Annotated in this window: 28 protein-coding genes; 19 read left to right on the top strand and 9 right to left on the bottom strand. The window is 48.4% G+C overall.

Annotated features, from left to right (window positions below; translation table 11 throughout):
* Nucleotides 1-100 precede the first annotated feature (100 nt).
* Nucleotides 101-847 carry an EAL domain-containing protein gene (locus tag AWU56_RS00430; protein ID WP_272977664.1) on the top strand — a complete coding sequence of 249 codons (747 nt, stop codon included), beginning with the start codon at nucleotides 101-103 and terminating at the stop codon, nucleotides 845-847.
* Here the strand turns inward: AWU56_RS00430 and AWU56_RS00425 are convergent.
* Both AWU56_RS00425 and mutH read right to left on the bottom strand, forming a co-directional pair.
* Nucleotides 844-1,530: a DUF2982 domain-containing protein gene (locus tag AWU56_RS00425; RefSeq protein ID WP_006957020.1), complete on the bottom strand. Its 687-nt coding sequence runs from the start codon at nucleotides 1,528-1,530 to the stop codon at nucleotides 844-846. The genes AWU56_RS00430 and AWU56_RS00425 overlap by 4 nt on opposite strands.
* Nucleotides 1,520-2,200, bottom strand: a complete 681-nt coding sequence (gene mutH / locus AWU56_RS00420; protein ID WP_272977665.1) for a DNA mismatch repair endonuclease MutH — start codon at nucleotides 2,198-2,200, stop codon at nucleotides 1,520-1,522. Before mutH ends, AWU56_RS00425 begins: the two co-directional genes overlap by 11 nt.
* 66 nt (nucleotides 2,201-2,266) lie before the next feature.
* Between mutH and rppH the strand changes: the two genes are divergently transcribed.
* Genes rppH through tcdA form a run of 8 tightly spaced genes read left to right on the top strand, consistent with a single transcriptional unit; the run spans nucleotide 2,267 to nucleotide 9,772 of the window.
* A complete protein-coding gene (rppH, locus tag AWU56_RS00415; protein WP_006957022.1) occupies nucleotides 2,267-2,806 on the top strand; it encodes an RNA pyrophosphohydrolase in 540 nt (179 codons plus the stop codon).
* A gap of 2 nt (nucleotides 2,807-2,808) precedes the next feature.
* The gene (gene ptsP, locus AWU56_RS00410) at nucleotides 2,809-5,079 is read left to right on the top strand and encodes a phosphoenolpyruvate--protein phosphotransferase (protein ID WP_272977676.1); all 2,271 of its coding nucleotides are present in this window, start codon (nucleotides 2,809-2,811) and stop codon (nucleotides 5,077-5,079) included.
* A gap of 3 nt (nucleotides 5,080-5,082) precedes the next feature.
* The gene (locus AWU56_RS00405; protein WP_272977666.1) at nucleotides 5,083-5,877 is read left to right on the top strand and encodes a sulfite exporter TauE/SafE family protein; all 795 of its coding nucleotides are present in this window, start codon (nucleotides 5,083-5,085) and stop codon (nucleotides 5,875-5,877) included.
* 10 nt (nucleotides 5,878-5,887) lie between these two features.
* Nucleotides 5,888-6,685, top strand: coding sequence for a prolipoprotein diacylglyceryl transferase (gene lgt / locus AWU56_RS00400; RefSeq protein WP_286681460.1), 798 nt, complete (start codon nucleotides 5,888-5,890; stop codon nucleotides 6,683-6,685).
* Nucleotides 6,686-6,692: 7 nt separating this feature from the next.
* Nucleotides 6,693-7,544, top strand: a complete 852-nt coding sequence (locus AWU56_RS00395) for a thymidylate synthase (RefSeq protein WP_286681459.1) — start codon at nucleotides 6,693-6,695, stop codon at nucleotides 7,542-7,544.
* 18 nt (nucleotides 7,545-7,562) lie between these two features.
* Entirely contained in the window at nucleotides 7,563-8,567 is a 1,005-nt protein-coding gene (locus AWU56_RS00390; protein ID WP_286681458.1) for a response regulator, read from the top strand.
* A gap of 10 nt (nucleotides 8,568-8,577) precedes the next feature.
* Complete coding sequence (locus AWU56_RS00385; protein WP_071463145.1) at nucleotides 8,578-8,997, top strand: PAS domain-containing protein; 420 nt, start codon at nucleotides 8,578-8,580, stop codon at nucleotides 8,995-8,997.
* Entirely contained in the window at nucleotides 8,963-9,772 is an 810-nt protein-coding gene (gene tcdA / locus AWU56_RS00380; protein ID WP_272977670.1) for a tRNA cyclic N6-threonylcarbamoyladenosine(37) synthase TcdA, read from the top strand. Before AWU56_RS00385 ends, tcdA begins: the two co-directional genes overlap by 35 nt.
* Here tcdA and AWU56_RS00375 read toward each other — a convergent pair.
* Nucleotides 9,744-10,133, bottom strand: coding sequence for a SufE family protein (locus AWU56_RS00375; protein ID WP_272977671.1), 390 nt, complete (start codon nucleotides 10,131-10,133; stop codon nucleotides 9,744-9,746). The two genes, tcdA and AWU56_RS00375, sit on opposite strands and share 29 nt — an antisense overlap.
* Nucleotides 10,134-10,270: 137 nt before the next feature.
* On the opposite strand from AWU56_RS00375, the gene AWU56_RS00370 reads away from it, so the two are divergent.
* The 4 genes from AWU56_RS00370 (at nucleotide 10,271) to AWU56_RS00355 (ending at nucleotide 16,087) form a co-directional block, all read left to right on the top strand.
* Nucleotides 10,271-11,020, top strand: a complete 750-nt coding sequence (locus AWU56_RS00370) for an electron transfer flavoprotein subunit beta/FixA family protein (protein WP_006957031.1) — start codon at nucleotides 10,271-10,273, stop codon at nucleotides 11,018-11,020.
* Nucleotides 11,017-11,946, top strand: a complete 930-nt coding sequence (locus AWU56_RS00365) for an electron transfer flavoprotein subunit alpha/FixB family protein (protein WP_272977673.1) — start codon at nucleotides 11,017-11,019, stop codon at nucleotides 11,944-11,946. Before AWU56_RS00370 ends, AWU56_RS00365 begins: the two co-directional genes overlap by 4 nt.
* A gap of 176 nt (nucleotides 11,947-12,122) precedes the next feature.
* Nucleotides 12,123-13,943 carry a DUF1302 domain-containing protein gene (locus AWU56_RS00360; RefSeq protein ID WP_286681457.1) on the top strand — a complete coding sequence of 607 codons (1,821 nt, stop codon included), beginning with the start codon at nucleotides 12,123-12,125 and terminating at the stop codon, nucleotides 13,941-13,943.
* Nucleotides 13,944-14,062: 119 nt separating this feature from the next.
* The gene (locus AWU56_RS00355) at nucleotides 14,063-16,087 is read left to right on the top strand and encodes a S9 family peptidase (RefSeq protein ID WP_286681456.1); all 2,025 of its coding nucleotides are present in this window, start codon (nucleotides 14,063-14,065) and stop codon (nucleotides 16,085-16,087) included.
* Between the two features lie 58 nt (nucleotides 16,088-16,145).
* Here AWU56_RS00355 and AWU56_RS00350 read toward each other — a convergent pair whose 3' ends face one another.
* From AWU56_RS00350 to AWU56_RS00340, 3 genes are read right to left on the bottom strand one after another with little or no spacing between them, the layout of a single operon-like run.
* A complete protein-coding gene (locus tag AWU56_RS00350) occupies nucleotides 16,146-17,258 on the bottom strand; it encodes a glycosyltransferase (protein WP_286681455.1) in 1,113 nt (370 codons plus the stop codon).
* Nucleotides 17,255-17,977: a glycosyltransferase family 25 protein gene (locus AWU56_RS00345; protein WP_286681454.1), complete on the bottom strand. Its 723-nt coding sequence runs from the start codon at nucleotides 17,975-17,977 to the stop codon at nucleotides 17,255-17,257. Before AWU56_RS00345 ends, AWU56_RS00350 begins: the two co-directional genes overlap by 4 nt.
* Nucleotides 17,977-19,074: a glycosyltransferase gene (locus AWU56_RS00340; protein WP_272978716.1), complete on the bottom strand. Its 1,098-nt coding sequence runs from the start codon at nucleotides 19,072-19,074 to the stop codon at nucleotides 17,977-17,979. The genes AWU56_RS00345 and AWU56_RS00340 overlap by 1 nt, the downstream gene beginning before the upstream one ends.
* A 75-nt stretch (nucleotides 19,075-19,149) precedes the next feature.
* Between AWU56_RS00340 and ung the strand changes: the two genes are divergently transcribed.
* Nucleotides 19,150-19,824, top strand: coding sequence for a uracil-DNA glycosylase (gene ung / locus AWU56_RS00335; RefSeq protein WP_272978714.1), 675 nt, complete (start codon nucleotides 19,150-19,152; stop codon nucleotides 19,822-19,824).
* On the opposite strand, the gene AWU56_RS00330 is transcribed toward ung, so the two are convergent.
* A complete protein-coding gene (locus AWU56_RS00330; protein WP_286681453.1) occupies nucleotides 19,811-20,323 on the bottom strand; it encodes a cytochrome b/b6 domain-containing protein in 513 nt (170 codons plus the stop codon). The genes ung and AWU56_RS00330 overlap by 14 nt on opposite strands.
* A 265-nt stretch (nucleotides 20,324-20,588) precedes the next feature.
* Here AWU56_RS00330 and AWU56_RS00325 point away from each other — a divergent pair, with 265 nt between their 5' ends.
* Nucleotides 20,589-20,762 carry a DUF3545 family protein gene (locus AWU56_RS00325; RefSeq protein ID WP_006956962.1) on the top strand — a complete coding sequence of 58 codons (174 nt, stop codon included), beginning with the start codon at nucleotides 20,589-20,591 and terminating at the stop codon, nucleotides 20,760-20,762.
* 50 nt (nucleotides 20,763-20,812) lie between these two features.
* Here AWU56_RS00325 and suhB read toward each other — a convergent pair whose 3' ends face one another.
* Complete coding sequence (suhB, locus tag AWU56_RS00320) at nucleotides 20,813-21,610, bottom strand: inositol-1-monophosphatase (RefSeq protein ID WP_272978711.1); 798 nt, start codon at nucleotides 21,608-21,610, stop codon at nucleotides 20,813-20,815.
* Between the two features lie 113 nt (nucleotides 21,611-21,723).
* Between suhB and trmJ the strand changes: the two genes are divergently transcribed.
* The 3 genes from trmJ to AWU56_RS00305 all read left to right on the top strand — a co-directional run bounded on the left by trmJ (nucleotide 21,724) and on the right by AWU56_RS00305 (nucleotide 24,160).
* Complete coding sequence (gene trmJ / locus AWU56_RS00315; RefSeq protein ID WP_286681452.1) at nucleotides 21,724-22,449, top strand: tRNA (cytosine(32)/uridine(32)-2'-O)-methyltransferase TrmJ; 726 nt, start codon at nucleotides 21,724-21,726, stop codon at nucleotides 22,447-22,449.
* A 76-nt stretch (nucleotides 22,450-22,525) separates the two neighbouring features.
* The gene (gene iscR / locus AWU56_RS00310; RefSeq protein WP_006956955.1) at nucleotides 22,526-22,993 is read left to right on the top strand and encodes a Fe-S cluster assembly transcriptional regulator IscR; all 468 of its coding nucleotides are present in this window, start codon (nucleotides 22,526-22,528) and stop codon (nucleotides 22,991-22,993) included.
* A 15-nt stretch (nucleotides 22,994-23,008) separates the two neighbouring features.
* Nucleotides 23,009-24,160, top strand: a complete 1,152-nt coding sequence (locus AWU56_RS00305) for an IscS subfamily cysteine desulfurase (protein ID WP_272978707.1) — start codon at nucleotides 23,009-23,011, stop codon at nucleotides 24,158-24,160.
* Here AWU56_RS00305 and msrA read toward each other — a convergent pair.
* Nucleotides 24,146-24,694: a peptide-methionine (S)-S-oxide reductase MsrA gene (gene msrA / locus AWU56_RS00300; RefSeq protein ID WP_006956951.1), complete on the bottom strand. Its 549-nt coding sequence runs from the start codon at nucleotides 24,692-24,694 to the stop codon at nucleotides 24,146-24,148. The two genes, AWU56_RS00305 and msrA, sit on opposite strands and share 15 nt — an antisense overlap.
* Nucleotides 24,695-24,858: 164 nt before the next feature.
* Here msrA and ndk point away from each other — a divergent pair, with 164 nt between their 5' ends.
* Nucleotides 24,859-25,290: a nucleoside-diphosphate kinase gene (ndk, locus tag AWU56_RS00295; protein ID WP_006956949.1), complete on the top strand. Its 432-nt coding sequence runs from the start codon at nucleotides 24,859-24,861 to the stop codon at nucleotides 25,288-25,290.
* Nucleotides 25,291-25,336 lie beyond the last annotated feature (46 nt).

Here is a 25,336-nt window from a genome sequence, read left to right as displayed (position 1 = left end):
AAAATTTGTCGTGGCGCGTGCATTTTTGTATTGATCAAAATCAGCCTATATTCCGTTACCTTAGATCACGCGATAAATAATTGAAACGAGGAACCTAAACATGGCGGCTTGTCCATCATGCGATTGCCAGTCTGAACTAGGCTTTGACATCAAAATGGCTTTTCAGCCGATAGTGAACGTGCACAGTAAAAACGTGTTTGCGTTTGAAGCCCTAGTAAGAGGCTCTAACGGAGAAGGTGCCGGTGAGGTATTATCTCGAGTCAATGATTCGAACAAGTATACCTTTGATCAAACGTGTCGGATGACGGCAATAGAGACCGCTGCTCGCATTCAATTACCGTCGAAAGTGAGCATTAACTTCATGCCTAACGCGATCTATGAACCCGAGACATGTCTTGCGCAAACGCTCAAAACAGCACGTAAAACTGGATTGCCACGTGAAAATATTATTTTCGAAGTGACCGAGCACGAGAAGGTCGAGAATCACAGTCTACTCGTTGATGTATTCAAAACCTATCGTGAACATGGCTTTTTAACAGCCATTGATGATTTTGGTGAGGGGTATGCTGGACTAAACTTGTTAGCAGACTTTCAACCCGATTTACTAAAAATCGATATGAAGTTGATTCGAAATATTCATGAGGATCGCATCAAAAAGGCGCTGTTTGCAGCGGTTCAGCGTGCCGCAGAAGAATTAGACATCACGCTTGTAGCAGAAGGCATCGAAACGATAGAGGAATACTACTATCTTAAGTACAACGGCGTTGAGCTCATGCAAGGCTATTTGTTTCAAAAGCCGGAAGTCGAGGCTTACACAATCCCCGACTTCGAGCGTTTAACGCGTTAACGGGTATTGTCCAGTTTCGCTTCTTGTCGAGATGCCTGCAGTCGTTGCAGATGACTTCTAAATTCATAGATGTCTCGATCAAGTGCGTTTGCGCTGACATAAAGATCGTAACCGAGTAGTTCGCGCATTTGTTCCATGCGGCGACCAAAGACTGCGATAAGCCCCTTATAAACACGTCCCTCTGAGCTGACAAAACGCTCGGGTATATCAAAGTACTCACTGTAGTCAGCTTGTTCTGGACGCTCGTGACGCAACGCCATGGTCATCAACTGGCGTTGCTCAAATAAGATAGCAGACGCTAAGCGGGGCGAAATGGTTTGCAAAATTGCATCGTTGTTGTAAACACGAAAGCCTAAAAACGGCGCGTCCTCGAGCTCCATTAAGCGGTGCACTCGGGGAATATCGAAACGCACTACATTGTCCCAATCCAATTGCCACTCGCCTTTTCGGTGAATGTAACGAATGGTGTCTGGGGTGATGGCTAATGATACGGGGGGCTCAATCAGCTTTCCTACGCCAAGTAGCAACAAAATACCAGCCGCAGCACCGATGACCACAGAAATGCCAACGGGAATATCATCTCGCACTAAATGCATAAAAACCAAAAGTGCGATGAGCCCTATCGCAACAGCACAGAACGTAATGGCATTACGCTTTGCTTGTGGGGTGACGTTAAACTGCATTAAACACCTGTTCTAGTATCGCTCGGGTAAATGTTTTCTTTAAATAAAAGCCCCGCGGACGCACCTGGATCATCTGACCGTTGGGTCCGACCGCCTCAGTGAGCGCGCTACCATCCGCAGCCTTCGGGCGAATTTGCAAAAACTCGCCTTGTCGTGCTGTGATCGATTCGACCTCACCTAATGCAATACGATCCATATGTTCTTCCCAATCCGACTGCAAGGCTTGCTCTTGTTCGTTTGTTGGACGCCACAAAAAAGGCTGACCGACGACGCGTTTTGCTAAAGGAACGGCTCGACGTCCATCGATGGGTAACCATAATACACAGCTTAACTTATTACGTACGTTACTGTTTAACCAGTTCAACCCAGACGTATTTAGCAACGGGGCAACACATACAAAGGTCGTTTCCAATGGTTGGCCTTGTTCATCGACGGGTAATGTTTTTAGCTCTACACCCAGATCAGGAAAGTCCTGCAGCGGCTTAGATCCCGCACTGGCGCCTAAGTGTTGTTCGAGCATCATGCCCACCCAACCTTTATCCTTCTTTAAATCGTTGGGCATGTGTAAGTTGGCTATCTTTGCTAACTGGGCGAATGATTGTCCTGTTAGCCGATTTGCGCGCTGTAATAGTTCGTCTACAGAGGTTGGCGTCGGTACTGTATAACGCATTTGATTTGCCCCAAGTCGCCCTTTATGGAAGAATCACTTTATCAAAGAATAATTGAGGATGCTCGCGTGATAGATGCTGAAGGATTCCGAGCAAACGTAGGAATCGTCATCTGTAACGGGCATGGGCAGGTATTTTGGGCTCGCCGTATTAATCAGCATAGCTGGCAGTTTCCGCAAGGCGGCATAGATGATGGTGAGACCCCTGAACAGGCGATGTACCGAGAACTTTGGGAAGAGGTCGGTCTCAAGCCAGAGCAGGTAGAAATTCTGTACACCAGCCGTCACTGGTTTCGCTATCGTTTACCCAAGCGGTTAATTCGGCGAGAACAACGGCCCATGTGTGTTGGACAGAAACAAAAATGGTTTCTGTTAAAACTGAAGTGTCGTGAAGAAGATGTCGACGTTTTACAATCCGGACACCCGGAGTTTGATGGCTGGCGCTGGGTCAGTTTTTGGTACCCTGTGCGTCAAGTCGTCTCGTTTAAACGTGACGTTTACCGACGCGTGATGAGAGAGTTCGCTGCGTATGCAATGCCCAGTCTGAACACCCCAAAGACCTCGAACCGCCATGCTCGGCATGGTCGTTCAAATAGACGGAAGCGTTAATGATGCTGGTGACGCTACAGCGGATCGTCGAAAGTGTGAATAAAGCGGCTGACTTTCAGCTGGCGCTTCGCACGATGGTGTCTCAAGTGCGCTCGGCACTTGAGACAGACAGCTGTAGCGTATTTTTAGCCGATGCCCAAGCCCATCAATACGTGATGGCGGCAAGTGATGGTTTAGCGGATGCGTCTGGCGAGCCGATTCGAGTTGATTTTGGGGATGGTATTATCTCGCTCGCCGCGCAACGTGAAGAGCCACTGAATATTGCTGATATCAGTAATCATCCAGCTAACAAAGAACTACTAGACTCGAATGAGTCGCAGTACCGCGCGTTACTGGCAGCGCCCATTATCCATCGCCGTAAAGTGCTGGGGATTCTTGTTGTTCATCAAAGTGAGGCGCGTCACTTTACGCGTGAGGAAGAGGCCTTTGTCGTGACATTGGCGGCACAGTTATCGGTCGTCATCGCACACGCAAATACTAAGGGTCTACTCACCGATGAGCACTCGCCTTGGGTGCACAGCATTCAAGCTTTGCCTGGCTCGCCGGGAGTAGCGATTGGGGATGCGTATGTTGCGCGACCCGAGGTCAGTTTAAAGGAAGTATCACCGCAAAAAACCGACCGTCCGCTACATGAAGTACGCAAGTTTCGACAGGCCGTCGCGCGTACCCGTGCTGAATTAAAGCAACTTGCCGAACGTATGTATGGTCAGGTGCCCGACGATACTTTGGCAATATTCGATGTCTATCAAGGTATGTTGGATGCGGCAAGTTTAGGCAATGCCGTTGAAGCAATGATCGGACAAGGGTGGCGAGCACAAACCGCGTTAAAGCACGTGGTCGAAGAGTTTGTTGATCAGTTTGAAGCACTCGAGGACTCTTATCTTCGCGAGCGTGCGACGGACGTGCGAGATATTGGGCAAAGAGTACTCATGCACTTGCAGCAACGTCAACGTAAGCGGCGAGCGTTTCCCGAGCAAGGTATATTGGTCGCCGACGAGGTGACAGCGTCAATGTTGGCGGAGCTACCACGCACCAAAATTGCTGGCATCATCTCTTTACGAGGCTCAAGTAACTCGCATGCCGCGATTATGGCACGAAGCATGGGTATTCCCGCTGTCTTAGGCGTGGATGATATTGAATTACATTATTTCTCCGAAAAAATCCTGATTGTTGATGGATATACGGGCGAAGTCTACATTAACCCGCCGCCGCAAGTGCGCGAGCAGTATCAACACTTAGCTGATGAAGAAGAAGAGCTGAAATCCATCGTTGCAGAACATGCGCATTTGCCAGCACAAACGCAAGATGGACAACGTGTCAGCCTGCATCTCAACTTGGGACTCGATATTCATCAGGAGCACTTAAAACACCTCAATATTGATGGTGTAGGACTGTATCGCTCTGAAATCCCTTTCATGATGCGCGAACAATTGCCGACAGAGGATGAACAGGTTGAAATGTATAAGGAAGTATTGGATTGCTTCCCAGACCAGCCTGTCATTATGCGGACTTTGGATGTGGGGGGTGACAAGCCGCTGCCCTACTTACAATTACAGGAAGATAATCCGTTTTTAGGATGGCGTGGGATTCGACTCACACTCGATCACCCAGAGATATTTTTGGTACAAATTCGAGCGATGTTACGAGCGAGCATCGGGCGCAGTAATTTACGTATTTTGCTACCGATGATTACCAGTGTGAGCGAAGTGGAAGAGGCTTCACGCTTACTTAAACAGGCTTACTTTGAAGTTGCAGAAGAGCAAGGTTGCGCGGTCGGTGTTAACTTATTTCAACCTCAGTTGGGCGTTATGATAGAGGTACCCGCTGCGATTTATCAGCTCCCCATGTTGGCAAGCAAAGTCGATTTTTTCTCGGTGGGCAGCAATGATTTAACCCAATACTTACTTGCCGTCGATCGCAATAATCGGCGTGTTGCCAGTCTGTACGATGCCTACCATCCTGCCGTACTTGCCAGCCTCGATGAAATTGCACGACGGTGTGAAGAGCTCGGCAAACCTGTCAGCGTCTGTGGTGAACTCGCCGGTGACCCGGGTGGAGCTTTGTTACTTGTGGCGATGGGTTATCGACAGTTAAGTATGAACAGTTACAACGTCGATCGTGTCCGCTGGATTTTGCGGAACGTACGTTCGAGTACATTGCAGGTGATGTTGGCTAAAGCATTACAGGCGCGTAGACCTGAGCAAGTTCGAAGCATGATTTCAGAAAAAATGGAAAGCATGGGCTTGGGTGGTTTTGTAAGGGCAGGGAAATAGCATATGGAACTTACAGTCATTGTTTGGTGCCTATTGGGCGGTGTGCTGGCCGGGACCTTAGCGGGTTTACTGGGTATTGGTGGTGGCTTAGTTATTGTGCCGCTGCTCGTCTATCTTGCGCCTGAATTAGGTATTGAGCCGGCATTAGTGATGCCGACTGCAATTGCAACGAGTTTGGCTACGATTTGCATGACAACCGCGAGTTCGGCCTTTAGCCATTATCGCTCGGGCTTACAGGAGCGCTTTTGGGTCGTCCGCGTGTTACCCGGATTGTCGTTAGGCGCGATGGTAGGGGCATTTTTAGTGACTGCTGTCGACCCGCACTGGCTGAAAATGTTGTTTTCGACGGTATTGGTGGTACTCGCCATTCGCATGTCTTTACCGCAAAGTAAACGCGAAGTGAACGCTAAACATATTAAGCAGCGTTGGTTAAGCGTGGGTTCAACAAGTATTGGTGTTATCTCAGGGCTCGTTGGCATCGGCGGCGGTGCATTAACGGTGCCTTTTTTACAGCGTTGCGGGTTGTCTGTGCGACAAGCTATTGCGATATCTTCGCTAGGCAGTTTTATCATTGGTTGTAGTGCGGTACTCATTTTTATTATCAAAGGGTACAGTTCGGGTGTAGCGCATGGTGCATTAGGTATTATTCATGTACCCGCGTGGCTAACCATATCGATTGCGTCAGTCATTTGTGCACCAGTAGGCGCTAAGCTGGCGCACAGTTTGCCGGTCAAACAGTTGCGGCGTATATTTGCAATTTTCCTCATTATTGTGGCTATAAAGCTGATATTTTTTTAAGGAGTGAGTAGTGCCACTAAACGAATACACGCAGTTCCCTGATATTGATCCTGTGATCTTCAGCATAGGCCCGTTAGCCATCCACTGGTACGGTGTAATGTACTTATTAGGGTTCGTTTTTGCTTTGTGGTGGGGTGGACGACAAGCTGAGCAATCGCCAAATTGGACGCGTGACAAATTCTCGGATCTCGTGTTTTGGTGCTTTCTAGGTGTTTTGGTCGGTGGCCGCATCGGCTATGTGATTTTCTATCACTTTGACCTGTTTATGGCTGACCCGCTGTATTTATTTCGAGTGTGGGAAGGCGGCATGTCTTTCCACGGCGGTCTGCTAGGCGTTATTGCAGCGATGTATCTTTATGCTCGCGTAACGCACCGACGGTTTTTGGCGGTCGGTGACATGATTGCGCCACTCGTGCCGATGGGATTATTCTTTGGACGGATGGGTAACTTCATCAACGGCGAACTGTGGGGACGTGTAACGGACGTGCCTTGGGCAATGATTTTTCCATCGGGTGGGCCCGTGCCGCGACATCCCTCACAGCTTTATGAAGCCGCATTAGAGGGGTTACTTTTGTTTGCGCTACTGTGGTGGTTCCAACGTAAGCCACACGGCACCGGCGCGGTCAGCGGTTTATTCTTACTGGGTTACGGTATAGCGCGTTTTACCGTCGAATTTTTCCGTGAGCCGGATGCGCATTTAGGCCTTCTCTCCTTGGGCATGTCGATGGGACAATGGCTTACAATTCCGATGATTATTTTAGGTATCGGACTGCTGATTTACGCGCAAAAAAATAGCTCAAAAGCATAGGTCGATAATGAAACAATATCTTCAACTGTGTCAGCGTATTATTGATGACGGAGAGTGGGTGCACAACGCCCGGACCGGGATCAACTGTTTGACGGTGATTAACGCCGATTTAGAGTACGATGTCGAGCACAATCAGTTTCCTCTCATTACTACGCGTAAAAGCTATTACAAGGCTGCTATCGCTGAGCTACTGGGCTATCTGCGCGGTTATGACAGCGCTGCGCAATTTCGCGATATCGGCTGTAATACGTGGAACGCCAATGCCAATGAAAACGCCAGCTGGCTAGCCAATCCTCATCGCAAAGGGCCCGATGACATGGGGCGTGTTTATGGTGTTCAAGGCCGCGCTTGGCAACGACCGGACGGTAGCCAGTTTGACCAACTGCAAAAGGTCGTTGATGACTTAACTCAGGGCATTGACGATAGAGGCGAGATCGTTACGTTTTATAACCCCGGCGAGCTCGACATGGGATGTTTGCGTCCGTGTATGCATACGCACACTTTTTCGCTACTGAATGGCAAATTGTATTTGACGTCCTATCAGCGCAGTTGCGATGTCCCACTTGGGTTGAACTTTAATCAAATTCAGTGTTTTGTGTTGTTAGCGCTAGTAGCGCGTATTACGGGACATAAACCGGGTAAAGTGTTTCACAAAATCGTCAACGCGCACATTTATGAAAATCAACTTGAGCTTATGCGCGATGTGCAACTAAAGCGGGAGCCGTATCCATCGCCACAACTGCATATTAATCCCGATATTAAAACGCTGCAGGATATTGAAACTTGGGTGACGAAAGACGATTTCTCGATTGAGGGTTATCAGCATCATCCGCCGATTAAATATCCATTTGCAGTCTAATGACCAAAGGTTAAACAAATGACGTTGAAGGTGACCCTATGTGATGACTCACGGATGGCGCGCAAGCAGCTGATAAAAAGTTTACCCAAGGACTGGGATGCAACCGTGTATCAAGCAGAGCATGGCGAACAAGCATTGCAGCGGATCGAGAACGGCGAAGCGCAATTACTGCTGCTCGATCTGAATATGCCGGTGATGGACGGCTATGAGGTGCTCGAGCATTTAGCGCAGTATGAACGTGACTGCGTCGTCATTGTCATTTCTGGTGATATTCAACCCGAGGCCTATCAACGCGTAATAAAACTCGGTGCACTCGCTTTTGTAAAAAAGCCATTCAAAACGACAGAAATAGCTCAACATCTACAACAGTTTGGTCTGTATCAGCCCGGCAGCGGTCATTTGCAGGAGGCGAGCGAAGTTGAAGTGGCAGCCAGCGCGTTGGACGTCTATCGCGAAGTGGCCAATGTTGCCATGGGCCAAGCAGGTGATCATATTGCCCGCGTATTAAATCAATTTATTGAGCTACCGGTGCCCAATGTTAACTGGATAGCCCCGTCAGAGCTACACATGGCGCTGCAATCCATTGATCAAGCGGAGCGTGTATCGGCGGTCAGCCAAGGATTTGCAGGGTCGGGTATTTTAGGCGAGGCGCTCACGTTGCTCACTGATACGTCAGTGGAAGACGTGCGTAAGTTATTGGGCGAACAGCTTTCGGGTACTGAACAGCAGCAGCGCATTGAAGCATTGATGGATATTGCTTCGATTATTACCTCCGCGTGTCTCAACGGTTTAGGTCATCAATTGCACGTCGAATTTACCGCATCGCAACCGGTGTTACTGGGGCAGCATAAATCCTTAGCAGATCTGCTGAGTCAGCCACAACAGCGTTGGCAAAAAGTACTAGCGATAGAGATTGGTTATCAGCTACCCAAACATCGTATTGGTTTTGATTTGCTTATTTTGCTGCCCGAAGATGCGGTGCTACGTCTCGACCAGCAGGTCGCCCACTGGTACGCGGACTGAGGAGACAGCGATGAGTGAGATGGATGAATTACACGCTAAATTAAGCCTGCTAGGCGCCATTGATATCGGTATCGTAGTACTAGACCGTGATTATCGCGTACAAATGTGGAATGAGTTTATGACCAACCACAGCGGTCTGCGGCCCAGCCAAGTTCGTGATAAAATCTTGTTTGAATGTTGTCCCGAGATCGATGAGCACTGGTTTCGCCAGAAAGTGGAGCGCGTGTGGAACTTAGATGCTCGCGTGTTCATTACTTGGGAACAGCGACCCTATGTTTTTCGATTTCGACATAGTCGTCCCCTGAGCGGTCAGCAACAGTGGATGCAACAGAATATTACCCTAATGCCACTGCATGATACGCGTGGCGAGATATTTCAGGTAGGACTGATACTTTATGACGTCAGCGAGCAAGCAACCCGCACCGAATGACCAAGCCCAAGGTGGCGTTGAGCGCGTCTACGGACGCAAAGCACTGAATACATTTCGTAACCAACACATTGCTATTGCCGGACTCGGTGGCGTAGGTTCGTGGGCCGTTGAAGCGCTCGCACGCAGCGGCATCGGTGAGTTGACGTTGATCGATCTGGATGATGTCTGTGTGACCAATATTAACCGCCAGCTTCCAGCAGATTTTAACACCATTGGACAGCTTAAAACCGAGGTATTGGCGGATCGGGTACGTGCGATTAACCCCGCATGCAAGGTCAATATTGTTGACGATTTTTTACTAGAAGAAAACTTTGCTATTCATTTACGGGGCGTTACCGCGGTATTGGATGCTATTGATAGCGTTAACACCAAGGCTGCTTTAGTAGCGCACTGTAAGCGTAATAAACTGCCATTAGTGGTCTGTGGCGGTGCGGGAGGACAAATAGATCCAACCCAAATTCGTGTAGCGGACCTGGCAAAAGCAAAACAGGACCCGTTGTTGGCTAAGGTGCGCTCTAAACTGCGCCGTGATTTTAATTTCTCCAAGAATCCTAAGCGCAAATGGGGCGTTGACTGCATTTATTCCGAGGAGCAGTTACGGTATCCCTGGGTCGCGGGAGAGCATGAGGGTGAGGTTACGCTTCAAAAACCCGGTAGCGGCACCATGCAAATGAACTGCAGTTCTGGTTTTGGTGCAGCCATGGTGGTGACTTGTAGCTTTGCCATGTTTGCCGTATCAACTTTGCTCAAGCGCATTGAGCGACGCGCTGCTTGAGTACTTTACTCACGTTGTATAAACCATTGGCTCTAGACGGCGTCAGTTGTTGTGTGAGGCCGTAGTTGGCGAATAATTCATCAATGTCGAATTGTGCAATGTCCGTTGCGCTATGGCCATCGAGCTCCGCTTGAATCAGAGCGAGCAGGCCCTTCACAATGCGTGAGACACTGTCAAACCGCACGGTAATACGACGGCTATCACTGCAGTCTAAATAGAGCCATACCGTTGCTTCACAGCCCCCAACTTCATGGGCTTTATCACGATATTGTTCGGGCAACGCTGGCATCGTTTTGGCAAGTTCGATAAGCTCACGATAGCGCTTTTCCCAACCGATAGGTTTGCGTGAAGGCTGTATCACTGTGTAAACTCCTGATTACAACAAATTTCTGTTATTGTCGCATAACTTGTGAGATAGCCTCCAGTCTAGGATAATAGCGGAGTTAACAAATTTTAAATCCAGGTAACTTAGATCAGTTCCAACAAAAGGAAAGTGACATGAAAATACTTGTCGCGGTGAAGCGCGTCATTGACTACAACGTCAAAGTACGTGTGAAGCCAGATCAGTCAGACGTCGATTTGGCTAATGTCAAAATGGCGCTTAATCCGTTCTGTGAGATTGCAGTCGAAGAAGCTGTGCGCTTGAAAGAAGCAGGTACAGCCGATGAGGTTGTAGTGGTATCTATTGGACCCAAAGCAGTGCAAGAGCAATTGCGTACCGCATTGGCGTTAGGTGCTGACCGCGCTATCCAAGTTGAAACCGACGATATGCCGGATTCACTTTCAGCCGCAAAAATTCTTAAAGGCGTTGTTGAGCGTGAAGAGCCTGACATGATCATTTTAGGTAAGCAGTCGATTGACTCGGATAATAACCAAACCGGTCAAATGCTAGCTGCACTTACTGATATGCCTCAAGGCACATTCGCATCGAAAGTAGAAGTGGCTGATGGTCACGTTTCTGTAACGCGCGAAGTTGACGGAGGCTTACAAACGGTGAAGTTGGCTCTGCCTGCAGTCGTCACGACTGACTTACGTTTAAACGAACCGCGTTATGCTTCGTTGCCGAACATCATGAAAGCAAAGCGTAAGCCACTTGAAACTGTTTCAACCGACGACTTGGACGTTTCGGTAAAACGTACTGTGAAGCTACTCAAAGTTGAATCGCCAGCAGAACGTAGTGCGGGCGTTAAAGTGGCAGACGTAGATGAGCTTGTCGATAAACTGAAGAATGAGGCCAAAGTCCTATGAGCATCTTAGTGGTTGCAGAACACGACAATACCGCCGTAAATCCTGCCACGCTGAAAACCTTGGCGGCGGCGAAAGCCATTGGCGGTGATATTGATGTATTAGTCGCAGGTAAAGACTGCGCAACGGTCGCTGATGAGCTCGCAAAAGCTGAAGGCGTCAACAAAGTAGTGTTGGCCGACAATGCCGTGTACGAACATCAGCTCGCAGAAAATGTAAGCAAGTTAGTTGCCGATTTGGGCAACGACTACAGTCACGTGCTCGCGCCGGCCACAACAACGGGCAAAAACTTTATGCCGCGTGTGGCTGCATTGCTCGATGTGGCGCAAATTTCTGACATTATTGCGGTTGAATCTGCGGATACGTTTAAGCGTCCGATCTACGCAGGCAACGCGATTGCGACCGTGCAAGCCGAAGATGCCATTAAGGTGATTACGGTGCGGGCGACTGCTTTTGATGCGGTGGCAAGCGAAGGCGGTTCGGGCTCGGTTGAAGCGATTGATGCGGTCTTTGATAACGACAAGTCTGAATTTGTCGGAGAACAATTAGCCGAATCAGAGCGTCCAGAATTGACCGCCGCCGAAATCGTTATTTCGGGTGGTCGTGGTATGCAAAATGGCGAAAACTTTAAATTGATCGAAGATATCGCTGACAAACTAGGCGCTGCTGTGGGTGCGTCGCGCGCCGCTGTAGACGCAGGCTTTGTACCGAATGATATGCAGGTAGGTCAAACCGGTAAGATCGTTGCGCCACAATTGTATATTGCCGTCGGTATCAGTGGGGCTATCCAACACTTAGCGGGTATGAAAGACTCAAAAGTGATCGTCGCTATCAACAAAGATGAAGAAGCGCCTATCTTCCAAGTGGCTGATTATGGTTTGGTCGCTGATTTATTTGAAGTCTTACCTGAGTTAAACGAAAAACTCTAGCTATTCTCGCCTTTAATGACACGGTCGATTACCGCTTTTTAACAATCGACCGTGTCAATTTCGATACTTTTCGACCTGATGTACTTGCATATTTTTAACTCATCGGACATGATTCAATCATCACCGCCGTAAAAGTCAAAAACATTAGGTGGATCACAATGAAAAGAAGAACAACTATGTTAAAAAAATTACCTCTCGCGTCAGCCATCGCGCTGGCATTTGCTTTGCCTGCGCAAGCCGCGGACTTTGAAGTTGGCGATTTCGACGTTAGCTTTACCTCGATTCTTTCTTACGGTGCTGCATGGCGCATGGAAGATCCATCGCTGCGTTTGATCCACCCAGGTAACCGCGAAGGCGGCATGGCCGGGTCAAGTGTCGGTGATGACGGTAACCTTAACTTCGATAAAGGTGACTTGGTTAGTTCTGTATTCAAAGGCGTACACGATTTAAGTATCGACGGCGGCGATTACGGTGCGTTTATTCGCTTCAACTACTGGTATGACTTCGTCATCTCTGAAGAGAATATGCCGCATGGTCATCCGGGTAACAACTACTACCCTGACACAAAGCTTAACGACGATGTGTTCGACGATTACTCGCAAGGGAGCGGTATTGAGTTACTCGATGCGTTTGTCTTCGCTAATTTCGATTTAGGTGATATGCCCACCAGCTTGCGCGTAGGTCGCCAAGTATTGAGCTGGGGTGAGAGTACCTTTGTCTTCAATGGTATCAACGACATCAACCCACTTGATGTAAACGCCGCGCGTCGTCCCGGTGCAGAAATCAAGGAAGCGCTGCTGCCTGTGGGTATGGTCAGCCTCAACGTGGGCTTGACCGACAGCTTGAGTCTCGCAGCGTTTTATCAATACGAGTGGGACAACACCAAGCTTGATGGTTGCGGCACATTCTTCTCGAGTGTCGACATTATCGGTGGCCCAGGTTGTGGCAAAGTGACGCTGAACCCACAATTGGTCCCAGGTGACCCAGACAGTTACTTAAGTGACCGCGAATCGGTAGAAGCGGGCGCTTATATTGGTAGTAACCCACGTCTTGAAGCCTCTGACAGTGGTCAGTGGGGTATGAACCTGCGTTACTACTCAATCGACCTCGATACCGAGTTCGGTTTGTATTTCATGAATCTGCATAATAATACGCCAATTATCTCAGCGTATAACTGGACCGTTGATCCTGAGCAATTCATGGATGCAGCGGATCGTCAGAACCCTAATTACACCTATGCAACGCCGAACGGTTACCCTATCGATGGTCCTCGTTTGGTTATTGAATACCCTGAAGATACAGAGTTGTACGGTGCAAGCTTCAGTACTAACATTGGTCTTTGGTCAATTGGCGGTGAGTATAGCTATCGCAAAGACATGCCTGTACAAATCAACACCACAGAGATCTTAACAGCGGGTTTGCGTCCTAACGTACCGAGTACCTTTGGTGACCGTGTACAAAGCACTGAACTAGGTGGTTTAGCTCACGGGTATGACCGGTTGGACGTGAGTCAGGCGCAAGCCAGTTTCGTTCGTTTCTTCGATCGTTTCATGGGCGCTGACCGCATGACCTTCGTGGGCGAAATCGCAATGAACCAAGTACATGACCTGCCGGGCTTAGAAGAGCAGCGTTACGGTCGTTTACCGTTATTTGGTAAGTGCCTATTACCGAGTGAAGTCGGTCCAACAGCAGCAGGTAACTGTGAAGGCTTTGTGACAGAAAACTCTTGGGGCTATCGCACACGCCTACAATGGGAATATTTGAGTGTTTGGAACGGTTGGAGCTTAACGCCAACGCTTCAGTTTAATCATGACGTTGACGGTTACTCTCCAAACAGTAACTTTATTGAAGACCGTAAGTCAGTCGGTCTAAATTTAGCGGCTGATTACTTGTCGACTTATAAAGTGACATTGGGTTATACCCAGTACACAGGTGGCGACTTTGATGCGACTACCGATCGTGACTACGCATCAGTAAGTTTCTCATACGCATTCTGATGATGCCGTCAGTTTGTACAAAAAGCATGCTTATTTAGCTTGCATGTTTAACGCACTAACGCTAAAACCGTCTCTTATGAGGCGGTTTTTTATTTGTAGGCAACACGGAGAGAACACGCATGAAAAAGTGGCTAATGGGAGCGGTAGCGGTGACGTTGTCGGCCAGTGCCGTTGCACAGACGGAGCGCACGTTGCAGTTACAGAATGTCTTTGATCTCGAGTATGCAGCGTCGCCCGCATTGCATCCAAGTGGAGACTACGGTGTGTTTGTGCGTCAATCGATGGACATTAAGCATGACCAAAAAACAGGGCGTCTGTGGACGGTAAAACCGAACGGTGACATCCGCCCGCTTACGGGCGATTCTGCTCATGAGTGGAGTCCTGTTTGGTCACCCGATGGCAAACGGCTCGCTTTTATCTCGGACGCTTCGGGGAGCCCACAAATTGCAATTTATTGGACCGACACGGGCAAACATGCGGTTGTGAGTGAATTGACGCAAACGCCGAGCTCGTTGAGTTGGTCGCCCAACGGTGACTATATCGCGTTTAGCCAATTTACTCCGATTAAGTCGGCAGCCCCTGTGTCGTTGCCGGGTAAGCCGGAAGGCGCTGACTGGACCGCGCCTCCGCAGTTCGTTGACAAAGATAACTACCGTTACGATGGTGGCGGTTACGTCAGTGATGGCTATCAACAAATTTACGTGATCAGTGCCGAGGGCGGCACCGCGCGTCAAATCACCGATGACGAGTATAATAATGGTGGTGATCTGGAGTGGTCAGCGGACGGCAAACAAATTTATTTCTCGGCAAACCGCCGTAGCGATGCGTTTCGCCAACCGATGAACAGTGAAATTTATGCGGTTCAAGTCGACACGGGGCAAGTACGTACTCTAACTGACCGCAATGGTCCTGATGGTGCGCCAAAACGTTCGCCTAACGGCGATTGGCTCGCCTTCATTGGCAATGACGATAACGGCATGAGCTCACAGATTTCACGTCTTTACGTGATGTCCGTGGATGGTACCCAGTCACGTGTACTGACGTCGGAATTAGATCGTAGTGTGACAGGTTTCGCATGGGACACTGACGGTGAGGGTATTTACTTTACATACGATGATAAGGGTGTTGGTCAATTAGCGCGCACTGATCTTGACGGTGACTACGAGCCGTTAACGGGTCGTGTTGGCGGTTTATCTTATGGTCGTCCTTATGGTGGCGGTGACTTTTCAGTCGCAGGCGATGATCAAGTGTTATATACCTTATCAAACCCATTGCGTCCTGCCGATTTAGCATGGTGGGATGATGGCGACAGCCAACAAGTCACACAACTTAATGAAGATGCGCTCGGTCATAAGCAGCTCGCGCAGGTTGAAGAAATCACCTATAAATCGTCAGTGGATGGCCGAGATCTACAGGGCTGGATTGCTTATCCCCCCAATTTCGATAAAGATAAAGACTATCCATTAATTTTAGAAATTCACGGTGGCCCCCATACAAACTACGGTCCACGCTTTTCCGTAGAGGTACAGTTGTACGCAGCGGCAGGATACGTGGTGCTATATACCAACCCGCGGGGTTCAACCAGTTACGGTGATGACTTTGCCAATGAAATACACCAGAACTACCCCAGTCATGACTATGATGACTTGATGGATGGTGTGGATGCCGTTATCGATAAAGGCTTTATCGATGAAGACCAATTATATGTCACCGGCGGTAGCGGCGGTGGTGTATTAACCGCTTGGATTGTCGGACACACCGAACGTTTCCGTGCCGCGGTGGTGGCGAAGCCTGTTATCAACTGGTACAGCTTCGTATTAACGGCGGATATGTATAATTACTTCTATCAATATTGGTTCCCTGGTTTACCATGGGAAAATCTCGAGCAGTATATGAAGCATTCGCCTATCAGTTACGTAGGCAACGTCACGACGCCCACTATGTTATTAACCGGTGAACAAGATTATCGAACGCCGATTTCAGAGACTGAGCAGTACTATCAGGCGCTAAAATTAGCAGGTGTTGAGACAGCGATGGTACGAATTCAAAATTCTGGACATAGTATTTATGCGCGCCCGAGTAACTTGATGAGTAAAGTAGCCTACATTTTGTATTGGTTTGAACAGCACAAATCAGACGACTAACGCTATATATCCTCAAAAAAGCCGGCATGAACGCCGGCTTTTTCGTATCTCAATATACCTACTGGATACTTTCTAAGTAGCGATTCACCGCATACTCTGGCGTCACTTTATCGCGTAATGCCCACTGATCATGGTCAATGGTTACGGGCTCGTTTAGCATAGCCACTAAACGCTCTGCCAGTGCATTCGGGTCATTCATCGGTACCAACCAATCTTCTAAAATACCCTCAGCGATTTCGGTCGGACCACACTGACACCGTGTTGAAACAAACGGCGTGCCACACACAACAGACTCGACGAGTACGTTAGGAAGACCTTCAAAATCTGAACTTAACGCCAAACATTGGGCTCGTTTAATCCAAGGAAACGGATTGTTTTGGAACCCTGGCACAATCACGTCATCGTGTGCATCAAACCGATCAAGTAACCGGCGTAGCTTTTTATCTTTGCGGGTTAATAACACTAACTTAACGTCGGGTCGGTGTTGGCGAACCTGCTTAAATGCGGCGAGCAACACATCATGACGTTTTGCTTTGGCGCAACGTCCAATATGGATGACATAGGGCGTATCAGGGAGCGCATCGTGAGTCTGTGCGGCCTGATGCTGGATATCTTCCCAGTCAATAGGGTTGTGGATCGACTCGACGGTACCAAGGGGGAGCCAATCATCAGCCGCTGAGTATTCGCGTGCTAATTCGTCAGATACGGCAATAACGTGTTGATCCTTGAGTGACAACTTCTTGCGTTTTAATCGCCAATGTTTTAACCAGCTCATACGGCGTGCGGTAGCCATCTCGCCTTCGAGGGAGGTATGCACCACATAGCGCTTGGGGATATCACGCGGCAAGCGACGGACCACCCAATGTGCTTCATCCAGATGGGCAAACAGTGCGCTAATACGGGTGTTGCTGTCTCCCTCTATTGTTTTTAAGCAGCGTTCAAGAGAGGCGACCATTTGCCTTGATTTACCCAGTAAATCAATATTCTTGGTATTCTCAAATGGAAGCATGTGAATATTGGTGAGCCGCTCGATGTCGTAGACACCTTTAGTACACAACACGACAATGTGGTGGTCAATTCCACGCTTGAGAAACTGTTCATGTAAGCGTAGGCACACTTTTTCAGCACCACCGCCTGTTAAGGTTGGTATAACAGTTACTATCGTCGTCATTGATGACTCGCCTTTTTTAATTTAAATTTGATAGATTCTTTTAGCTTTGTCCAACGGCGCTGCTTGAGGTCTTTGCGTTGGGCCATTTGCTGAATTTCACTTTCGGCATCACTCACGTTGGCGACATAGGGCACCAAGCCTTGAACCTTTATACCGAGTTCCCACTCCCATTGCAGATCAACATCAATGGCACGGAAAAAGGGTGGACGATGACTGAGCAGAGTCTCCGCCCCCTGAAAGCTAACTGCTTGTGCGACCGTGCCTGTGGGCGCTTTGGGATAATCTACAAGTGTGAAGCGGTCGAGTGCTGTTCGCGTTTGGTAAGGACGCTTTTTAAAGGGGTTAGCCAGCTTAATATAGTCCCATTCATTGCTATGAGTGAACTGTTCGATAGCATTGATAGCGTGAGGAAATTGATCGTCTAAGACTAAATCGTCTTCAAGAATAATGGCGAAATCGAGTTTGTCGGTAATAATCCGTCTCCAACACTCAACATGGCTGAGGTAGCATCCAATTTCACCAATCGTCAAATTATAAGCGGTTCGTCGTTCGGCTTGCTCAGTATCAAACGCCGCATCGATCTCTGCTCCCGTGAGCTTTGAACCATCCACCGCTGATACTCGCTCAAACGGCACATTGAGCCGATTCAGTTGTTGCGCGGCTTTTTCCAAGCGCTCGGTAGAGCGATCTAAGTTAATCAAGAAAATTTTCACATTCATCAGCGGCTTGATCCTTGCTGTAGATCTCTGAAGAGATTGAGATAGTGTTGGCTCATCTGAGTTTGCGTGTAATGCGATAGGGCGTCTTGACGGGCCGATAGCGCAAGACGGTCGCAGAGTGAATCGTCTTTTACCAACCGCTCAAGTTGGTCAGCTAAGTGCTCCGCGTCTTGGTGCCGATGTGTCAGACCGTTGCTGTCTTCAACAATGACTTCTTGTACACCGGGTACCTGGCTACCAACGACCGCACATCCAGCCGCCATGGCTTCGATCAAAGTCAGCGGCATTCCCTCATAATGAGTACACTGCACAAAAATACGTGTGCTTTTTAGCAATTCCGGCACGTCTGAACGAAAACCCGCAAACTCAACTTGAGATTCCAGACCTAATGTTTGGACTTGTTGTTTGAGCCCATCAACGATACGTGGCTTACCCTTGCCAATGAGGTGCAGCTTAACGTTTACATGGCGCTGCTGCAAAATGGCGATCGCCTCGATGAGAGTACGATGGTCCTTTTGCTTTGCAATACGCGCTACCATGATAATGTCATTTGGACGCTTTGATGCTGGTACGGGTTCATCGATGAAAGGGTCGGGCTTAATGCCATTGCTAATCGCTATGCATTTGTCAGCGTCATAACCTCGCCTGAGGAGTACTTGGCGGACACCTTCTGAACAGCCAACAATGGCATCTGTGACTGTATTTAGTTTACGCGATAGCCAATAGCGAAACCGGGTGTAACGCTCTTTGGTGTTGTGTTCCACTTGAACGATATGCGGCACACCCGCCAAGTAAGCCGCCAAGCGGCCCCACAAATGTTCACTGAATCCATGGGCGACAAAAACATCAGGTTTTAACTGGTGACAAAGACGTACGAGTGCGAAGACGGTTGTAAGGTGTAGCCAGTTATTAACGACATACACGTGAATACCTTCCTGCCTGAGTGCTTCGACCCGCTGTTTGGGCATGTGGCTTTTCTTTCGAAGCACTAGAATGCTCTCTACGTCGGGCTCGTGCTGCGTCGCACGCACCAAAGATAGAGCGACCTGCGTAGCGCCGCCGGAAAAACCACCCGTAACAAAATGAATGACTCGCAAAAACGATGTACCTTTTAAAACCTAGCTAGTGAGTGGCATTATAAGGCAAAGTGAATCATCAAGTAAGGTCGTATCATGGCAAAAGCGTGGCAGCCACTCCTGGCAGAGGAAAAGCAAAAAGAATACTTTGTGCAACTCATGCAGCGTGTCGAGCAGGCGCGAGAAACAGAGGTTATCTTTCCACCCGAATCGGAGGTGTTTAATGCGCTTAAGTTGACGGCTCCCGAGCACGTTAAAGTCGTCATTTTAGGGCAAGATCCTTACCATGGGCCTGGACAAGCGCATGGTTTGAGCTTCTCGGTACCTGAGGGGGTCAAATTACCACCCTCACTACGGAATATTCTCAAGGCAATTATACAAGACTATCCGGAAGCGCAAGCACCCACTCAGGGTGATTTAACGGCTTGGGCACAACAAGGTGTTCTGCTACTCAACACGGTACTCACGGTGGCACAGGGTCAGGCACATAGTCACGCAAATTGGGGCTGGGAAACCTTCACCGACACAGTGATTGAGCGCTTAGCTAACGAGTACGACAACATCGTATTTATGTTGTGGGGCGCTCATGCGCAAAAAAAGGCAGCACTTATCCCGGATGATAAGCACTGCATATTAAAGGCACCTCATCCGTCACCATTATCCGCTCATCGTGGCTTTTTCGAAGCGCATCACTTTGTGCAAGCCAATCAATACCTCATGGCGCACGGACGGACACCCATTCAATGGGCGCCGGGTATCAGCGTCGATTAACTTCACGATGAAACTGTTTGATAGCCGCAAGCATGTGCAGCGCGATCAAACTTGGTAGCACGTAAGTTGCCAGGATCTTGTGTATTTCTTCGGCTGGTTCATGAAGCCATGACCAACCGGAGAGATCAATAAGCCAAGTAGTTTGTGAAGAAAGAGCGATCCCTTCGCCTTCGGTGAATAAGTATAAAGGACCGGTGATGAGCACGACTAAGAGTGTCAGTAACATCAAGCTTTGTAATCCTTTAGCGAGCTTAAATGTTGTTTGCTCATCGGGCTCTGGCGCGCGAAAGCCTGCGAATGCTCTAAATCCAATGCGCACTAATAAGAAGAGCCCAAGATAAAAGCCTGTCGTTACATGAATGCCTTCAACGGCATGTTTAAAGGTGCGTTCGTCGGCAAATACCATCATAAAGCCGAGTGTTAACATGATTGAGAGTGCGATTACAGTGAGCCAGTGCATAAACTGTGCAAGCGCAGAGTAATGTGTGGATGTATTCATGAGTTTAACCTCGTTGATTCACTTTGCTTTAGCCTATGCCGTGAAACTTAAATTTATCTTAATTAGAGCAACTTTCGTTTAACTTATTCCTTACAAGTGTCTATATTATGATCCATGTCATGTAAGATTCATGCGCAGTTAACATATTTGAAACAAACTGCTTTTATTCTTGCAAAAAGTGTGATATTTAATCATATGTGAACAAATTGTTGGGCAGTTTGTTTTGTGCGCTAATCCATAATTATAATGATACTGAGAGGTAGTCATGGACCATTCAGAAGAGCTTCAGAAAGTAAGTGAAAAATCATCGAAAGGACGCACAAGTAAGCGTAGGTGGCGTGAAATAGAACAATTAAAAGAAAAATACCTCTTACGCGAGGAGCTCACCGATATCGATTCTTCGTTTGATATCGATTTGGAAGAAATCGAGCTTCGTTAAAAGAAAAAGGCCGGCAAATTTGCCGGCCTTTGTCGTTCTTATCATAGCGTTTAGTCGTTGCTTTCTGGCTTTTTACGCAGTTGTGCAAGCATCTGCTTGAGCACCTTAGGTGCGCCGGCCACGATATGGCCGCTTTGAACATAATTGTGGCCACCTTCAAAATCAGTCACGATGCCGCCTGCTTCTCGTACAAGGAGGTCACCGGCCATCAAATCCCATGGCTTCAAGCCAAGCTCGAAGAAGCCATCGTAACGACCCGCGGCAACATAGGCGAGGTCGAGGGCTGCAGCACCAGCACGGCGCATATCCGCACAACGCTCAAATAAGCGACCAAACATCGCCTGATATTCATCGTAGCGATGTTTTGCTTTAAAAGGGAAACCTGTTGCGAGCAATGCACCATTAAGTTCTGTTAATGGTGATAAACGTAACCGACGGCCATTAAGCTGAGCGCCCGCGCCACGTGATGCGGTGAATAGTTCTTCGCGTACAGGATCGTAAACGACGCCTTGTTGCACCGTTCCTTTATGAACGACAGCAATAGAAATACAGAAGTGGGGAACACCGCGCAAGTAATTTGTTGTGCCGTCCAACGGATCGATAACCCACTGAAAATCGTTATCTTTACCCGTTTGCGTGCCGCTCTCCTCAGCGATAATACCGTGTTCAGGATAAGCCTTTTTAATGGTATTGATGATCGCTTGTTCAGCCGCCTTATCCATTTCAGATACCCAGTCGTTTGGGCCTTTGGCGGTTGCATCGATAGGTTGACCCTGATCGAATTCTTTAAGCAAAATTTTACCGGCTGCACGCGCTGCGCGCACCGCAATGTTTAACATCGGATGCATTTTCAAATTACCTGTGCTGTGAAAGAACGAATTTTAAGGTCGCGCATATTACCAGTGTTGAGGTAGAATGCGCAACTTTTCTACACTGGTTAAAATTAGATAAAGGCACTGTCATGCTCGATAACGTTCGAATTGTACTGGTGAATACCTCACATACTGGCAACATCGGTTCCGTCGCACGGGCGATGAAAACCATGGGTTTTAGCGATCTAGTATTAGTCGACCCGGTTTCGGAGCCGGACAGCCATGCATCGGCACTCGCCGCTGGCGCTACCGATATCTTAGCTAACGCGCGTATTGTTGAACGACTCGACCAAGCGATAGACGACTGTGGATTAGTACTTGCTACCAGCGCCCGTAATCGTACCCTTGACTGGCCGTTGCTCGGTCCGCGTCAAGCAGCAGGGCAGGTGTTAAGCGAAGCACCGAAATACCCTGTCGCCATCGTATTTGGTCGTGAAAACAGCGGTCTCACAAACGAAGAGTTGCAGCAAAGCCATTTTCATTTACATATCCCGACCAACCCCGACTATGGTTCGCTGAATTTGGCGATGGCCGTTCAAACCGTGTGCTACGAAGTGCGCATGCAGTTCCTTGAACAGGACGAAATGCCTGAAGTTACTCAAGCGTATCCTCGCGTTGAGGCACTCGAGCAGTTTTATCAACATTTAGAGTCGACGCTGACAGATACGGGCTTCATTATTCGCCAACACCCAGGGCAAGTTATGACCAAGTTGCGACGCTTATTTAACCGTGCGCGCCCCGAGGAAAACGAACTCAACATCTTGCGCGGTATCCTAGCTTCCGTGGATAAGCAAACGAAAAACTCGGGTTCTTAGAATACTTGACTAATTTAGTCGGAAAAGTACACTAATTAGGAGAACGATCACACTGAGTTATTAGAGGGGGAGATTGATGCGCCTGACTTCAAAAGGTCGCTATGCAGTGACAGCGATGCTCGACGTCGCGATGTTTGCAAAGCAAGCACCCGTGCCCCTAGCAGATATCTCAGATCGCCAAGGCATTTCGTTATCCTATCTCGAGCAACTCTTTGCTCGCTTACGTAAGCGGGGATTGGTTCATAGCGTGCGAGGACCTGGAGGTGGCTATCGCCTTGGGCGAGATGCCGACTCAATCTCTGTCGGTGCGGTGATCGATGCCGTTGACGAGTCTATCGACGCGACCAAATGCCAAGGCAAAGGTAATTGTCACAACGGTGAGCAGTGCCTGACCCATTCACTCTGGGAAGGGCTCAGTGATCGTATCGCACAATTTCTGGACGGCATTACCCTCGCCGAACTGATGGCCACTAAAGAGGTGGCGCAAATTGGCAACCGCCAAGTGGGTGACAACAACCAGAAAATAGAGCTCAATGTGCTGTAATAGCGGAGAGTTGTTTTGAAACAGCCTATCTATCTTGATTATGCGGCAACCACGCCCGTGGATAAATCCGTCGCAGATGCCATGATGAAGTACTTAACAGCGGATGGCGTTTTTGCCAATCCGGCATCGCGCTCGCACCGCCTCGGTTGGCAGGCGGAAGAGGCAGTCGACATCGCGCGAAATCAAGTTGCGGATTTAATCAACGCCGATCCGCGTGAAATCGTTTTCACCTCGGGTGCGACAGAATCGGATAATTTAGCATTAAAAGGTGTCATGCATCAGGCGCGTAACAAGGGAAAGCACCTAATTACGGTGGCGACAGAGCACAAAGCCGTTATTGATCCGGCATTGCAGCTTGAGCGCGAAGGTTTTGATGTGACGTTTTTATCGGTTGATAAAGACGGCTTGATAGATAGCCAAGCATTACAACAAGCGATGCGCGAGGATACGGTATTAGTCAGTGTGATGCATGTAAACAATGAGCTGGGTGTTATTCAAGATATCCCAGCGATCAGTGCATGTTGTCGGGAAAACAACGTACTTCTGCATGTCGATGCTGCGCAAAGTGCCGGTAAACTGCCACTTGATGTAGAACAACTTGGTGTAGACTTGCTTTCTATATCGGCACACAAAATGTATGGGCCAAAAGGAATAGGTGCGCTCTATGTGCGTCGTAAACCTAAAGTACAACTTGAGGCTGAAATGCATGGGGGTGGGCATGAACGCGGCATGCGTTCGGGTACCTTGGCGACCCATCAGATTGTTGGTTTAGGCGAAGCGGCGCAGCTTGCCCGTCAACGCTTAGGAGATGATCGTGAACATTACCGTGCGTTGAGCCAGTTGTTTCTCGATAAATTATTAGCGGAGCCTGGCATTAAATTGAATGGTGATGTATCGCAACGCGTACCCAATATCATGAATTTACGCTTTGCTAATGTAGAAGGTGAGTTATTGCTGATGTCGTTAAAGGACTTAGCGATTTCTTCAGGGTCAGCCTGTACATCCGCGAGTGTAGAGCCTTCTTATGTGCTGCGCGCGATTGGTTTATCCGATGAACTGGCACATGCATCGCTCAGGTTTAGTTTGGGCCGCGACACCACCTTGCAGGAAATGGAATATGCCGCGGACCATGTACTGAACACCTATCGCGTGTTAGCTGCGCAGTAATTCAGCGAAGGTTTTACGGAATTTTGCCAGCTTAGGTGAAATAACCGCTTGGCAATACGGGTTCTCCGGATTGCGATTAAAGTAATCATCATGGTAATCCTCGGCACTGTAGAAGGTGTCGAGCGGTGCAACTTCTGTCACAATCGGATCTTCAAACACCACATCATTTTCGAGTTCATCAATGAGTTCAAGCGCGATCTGTTGTTGCTCGTCATCATGATAAAAGATAGAAGTGCGGTATTGTGTGCCCACATCGTTACCTTGACGATTCACTTGCGTGGGATCGTGCAAGGTAAAAAAGATTTCCAAAATCTGACGATAACTAATAATCGACGGATCAAAAGTTAACTGTACAACTTCCGCATGACCGGTATCGCCATTGCAGACCTGTTTGTAGGTCGGATTCTCGGTTGTGCCGCCAGTGTAACCTGACTGCGCCGATTCAATGCCTTTAAGTTGATTAAATGCGGATTCAATACACCAAAAACATCCACCGCCTAGGGTAGCTTTTTGGAACTGGGTCGTATTCGACATCTGACGGACTCCTTTTGGACGTCTATAAGGCTAAACGTTTTTCGATAGTAGCTGAGAACGAGTTAAAAAACAATCAATAGATATTCGATTTTTTCTGAGATCTAACGTATAATTCGCGCGGAAATTTTCACCTCTGGTTAAATACCCATTTTGGAGTAAAAAAGATGGCTTTAGAGCGCACTTTATCAATTATTAAGCCCGACGCGGTTGCGAAAAACTTAATCGGCGCAATCTATAATCGTTTCGAAAGCGCAGGTCTGCGTATCGTAGCGTCAAAAATGATGCACTTGAGCAAAGAACAAGCTGAAGGCTTCTATGCAGAGCACAGCGAGCGTCCTTTCTTTGGCGCGTTAGTTGAATTCATGACTTCAGGTCCAATCGTAGTTCAAGTATTGGAAGGCGAAGAAGCTATCCTGAAAAACCGTGAAATCATGGGTGCAACGAACCCAGCAGACGCATTGGCAGGCACGCTTCGCGCAGACTATGCTGAAACTATCGACGAGAACGCAGTACATGGTTCTGACGCAGCTGAAACTGCAGCACGCGAAATCGCGTACTTCTTCAGCGATGAAGAGATCTGCCCACGTACTCGATAAGTCTTACGCAAGACTGATCGTTTAACGAATAAAATCGTGCGCCCTT

It is taken from the genome of Idiomarina sp. T82-3 (assembly GCF_001577655.1).
Classification (GTDB): domain Bacteria; phylum Pseudomonadota; class Gammaproteobacteria; order Enterobacterales; family Alteromonadaceae; genus Idiomarina; species Idiomarina baltica.
This window is presented reverse-complemented; position numbering and strand designations above follow the sequence as displayed.

Bases quoted from the DNA above. Each gene is read 5' to 3' on its own strand.
- AWU56_RS00430 (WP_272977664.1), top strand. From the start codon at position 101: ATGGCGGCTTGTCCATCATGCGATTGCCAGTCTGAACTAGGCTTTGAC.
- AWU56_RS00425 (WP_006957020.1), bottom strand. From the start codon at position 1,530: ATGCAGTTTAACGTCACCCCACAAGCAAAGCGTAATGCCATTACGTTC.
- mutH (WP_272977665.1), bottom strand. From the start codon at position 2,200: ATGCGTTATACAGTACCGACGCCAACCTCTGTAGACGAACTATTACAG.
- ptsP (WP_272977676.1), top strand. From the start codon at position 2,809: ATGCTGGTGACGCTACAGCGGATCGTCGAAAGTGTGAATAAAGCGGCT.
- AWU56_RS00405 (WP_272977666.1), top strand. From the start codon at position 5,083: ATGGAACTTACAGTCATTGTTTGGTGCCTATTGGGCGGTGTGCTGGCC.
- AWU56_RS00395 (WP_286681459.1), top strand. From the start codon at position 6,693: ATGAAACAATATCTTCAACTGTGTCAGCGTATTATTGATGACGGAGAG.
- AWU56_RS00390 (WP_286681458.1), top strand. From the start codon at position 7,563: ATGACGTTGAAGGTGACCCTATGTGATGACTCACGGATGGCGCGCAAG.
- AWU56_RS00385 (WP_071463145.1), top strand. From the start codon at position 8,578: ATGAGTGAGATGGATGAATTACACGCTAAATTAAGCCTGCTAGGCGCC.
- tcdA (WP_272977670.1), top strand. From the start codon at position 8,963: ATGACGTCAGCGAGCAAGCAACCCGCACCGAATGACCAAGCCCAAGGT.
- AWU56_RS00370 (WP_006957031.1), top strand. From the start codon at position 10,271: ATGAAAATACTTGTCGCGGTGAAGCGCGTCATTGACTACAACGTCAAA.
- AWU56_RS00365 (WP_272977673.1), top strand. From the start codon at position 11,017: ATGAGCATCTTAGTGGTTGCAGAACACGACAATACCGCCGTAAATCCT.
- AWU56_RS00360 (WP_286681457.1), top strand. From the start codon at position 12,123: ATGTTAAAAAAATTACCTCTCGCGTCAGCCATCGCGCTGGCATTTGCT.
- AWU56_RS00355 (WP_286681456.1), top strand. From the start codon at position 14,063: ATGAAAAAGTGGCTAATGGGAGCGGTAGCGGTGACGTTGTCGGCCAGT.
- AWU56_RS00350 (WP_286681455.1), bottom strand. From the start codon at position 17,258: ATGACGACGATAGTAACTGTTATACCAACCTTAACAGGCGGTGGTGCT.
- AWU56_RS00345 (WP_286681454.1), bottom strand. From the start codon at position 17,977: ATGAATGTGAAAATTTTCTTGATTAACTTAGATCGCTCTACCGAGCGC.
- ung (WP_272978714.1), top strand. From the start codon at position 19,150: ATGGCAAAAGCGTGGCAGCCACTCCTGGCAGAGGAAAAGCAAAAAGAA.
- AWU56_RS00330 (WP_286681453.1), bottom strand. From the start codon at position 20,323: ATGAATACATCCACACATTACTCTGCGCTTGCACAGTTTATGCACTGG.
- AWU56_RS00325 (WP_006956962.1), top strand. From the start codon at position 20,589: ATGGACCATTCAGAAGAGCTTCAGAAAGTAAGTGAAAAATCATCGAAA.
- suhB (WP_272978711.1), bottom strand. From the start codon at position 21,610: ATGCATCCGATGTTAAACATTGCGGTGCGCGCAGCGCGTGCAGCCGGT.
- trmJ (WP_286681452.1), top strand. From the start codon at position 21,724: ATGCTCGATAACGTTCGAATTGTACTGGTGAATACCTCACATACTGGC.
- iscR (WP_006956955.1), top strand. From the start codon at position 22,526: ATGCGCCTGACTTCAAAAGGTCGCTATGCAGTGACAGCGATGCTCGAC.
- msrA (WP_006956951.1), bottom strand. From the start codon at position 24,694: ATGTCGAATACGACCCAGTTCCAAAAAGCTACCCTAGGCGGTGGATGT.
- ndk (WP_006956949.1), top strand. From the start codon at position 24,859: ATGGCTTTAGAGCGCACTTTATCAATTATTAAGCCCGACGCGGTTGCG.